The organism is Halorubrum sp. SS7, assembly GCF_005435055.1.
Taxonomy (GTDB): Archaea; Halobacteriota; Halobacteria; order Halobacteriales; family Haloferacaceae; genus Halorubrum; species Halorubrum salinarum.
On sequence record NZ_SGXV01000074.1, the window covers coordinates 1 to 1,749 of the forward strand.

1 protein-coding gene is annotated in these 1,749 nt (G+C 54.0%); it reads left to right on the plus strand.

Annotation, left to right across the window (positions count from 1 at the left end):
- The first annotated feature begins 580 nt into the window (after nt 1-580).
- A complete protein-coding gene (locus EXE44_RS16615) occupies nt 581-1,243 on the plus strand; it encodes a transcriptional regulator (RefSeq protein WP_321167244.1) in 663 nt (220 codons plus the stop codon).
- The last annotated feature ends 506 nt before the right edge of the window (nt 1,244-1,749 follow it).

Genomic DNA, 1,749 nt, shown 5'->3' on the forward strand with positions numbered 1-1,749 from the left:
ATACGTCGGCCAGTAACACAACGACGAGCAATACGTCGAGTACCAACACAACGACCAGCAACACGTCGGGTAGCAATACGGACGCTAACCCGACCACTGAGAGATTTGGCAGTGAGGGTTTAGAGGCGCGAGGTTCAGCGGAAGCGTTCTCGGAGACTACCACTTCACATCCCCTATCTGGCGGACTATCACGGCCCGCGTCAGCGAGTCCGGACGCGGATCTGAGCAGGCGGACAAGCGAGGTGAACGTGTGACCGGTTCCGACTGATTTTTGAACTCTGTCAGGACATGAGGCCGTCGACTGGAAAGAGCGAATTACGGTCTATTCCGAGCGGCTCTGGCTAGCAGTACCCTGAAATCTTGGGCCGGATCTACGGCTTCTCAGACACGCGAAAAGTGACTCCAGCCAATGACCTCAACTTTAGGATAACATCTCAACTGCTGTAGAAGCATTAAGAAATACCATACCCAGCAAATATCGCTGTAAGACCTCCCTACGTCGTCGCTAATGCGATCGGATACAGCAAAGTAACATCGGATAAAATAAATTATCAAGAAAATAATAACGACAATTTATAATATGGGTGTTCGAATTGGCTATTGGTTCCTGTCAAGCGTACTGGACGAACTGGCGATGAGAAATGAAACAATGAACGTACCATTTGTCAACGGCACAGGAGAGGAACCGAACCTACCAGGAAGTGAACTATCTAGAAATGAGTTATTCGACCTGCTATCGAACCGACGACGGCGGTTTGTTCTCCATGCGCTCAAACGCATGGAAGAACCAGTTGAGCTCACCGAGCTTTCCACGCATGTTGCCGCGTGGGAGATGGAAATGGAGCCGGAAGAGATCGATGGCGAGGACCGACGAAGCGTCCACGTGACGCTCCGGCGAACACATCTCCCAAAACTGGATGAGAAGAATGTGATACAGTTTAATGAGTCGGAGAATACGATCCGATCAGCAGATCTACTCGACGACATAGAGGTGCATATCGAGGTGCTTCAAGAAGAAGAGATCTCCTGGAGCTTATACTATATCGGACTCGCCGGTGTCTGCGGTCTGTTATTGATCGCAGTCATCACGGAGGCACCGATATTTGATGCGTTCGAACCGCTCCACGTCGGTTGGCTCACCGCCATCGTGTTTGGAGTGTCGGCTGTCATCCATCGGTACGTCGAACAGCACAGTCGACTCGGCGTAACGGAGCAGCCACCGGAAGTCCATCAGCTAAACTAGCCTGATACCCAATCGGACGGGAGCCCGGGTTCGTCCGTTCGATCGCCACAGTCTGCCTCGATCGCTCTTCGAACAGTACGAACCGGCTGCTAACCACTCGGAACGGTATCAGGTTCGCGACACCACATCGACCATTGCGAGGATGCTCACTCGTGCTACTAGCAGTCACGTCACGATCTCCCTCGATGGTCTGCGAGGCAGAGCCTACCAAGCAGGTCCATCGCGCATGTGACGACACGGGCTTGATTACCGGCCTGCCTCCCCCCGGTCGTCGATCACTCGTTCGCGTCTCGTTCGTGGCGTCGGTCCTCTGCGTCTGTCTGCGGTGGACCGCGCGCAGACGAGTACTCAAAAAAAATATCGTTTCGTATTGAGCGCCGCGGTCGAGAATCACCGATATACGGCTACAGCGACAAGAGGAGTGATCGAGGCCGTCTCAGGCGTCCCCGTCCCTACAACTTGACCCGCTCGCCGACCGCCGGCGCGCTCGTGTCGAATCCGTCCTC

Bases quoted from the DNA above. Each gene is read 5' to 3' on its own strand.
- EXE44_RS16615 (WP_321167244.1), top strand. From the start codon at position 581: ATGGGTGTTCGAATTGGCTATTGGTTCCTGTCAAGCGTACTGGACGAA.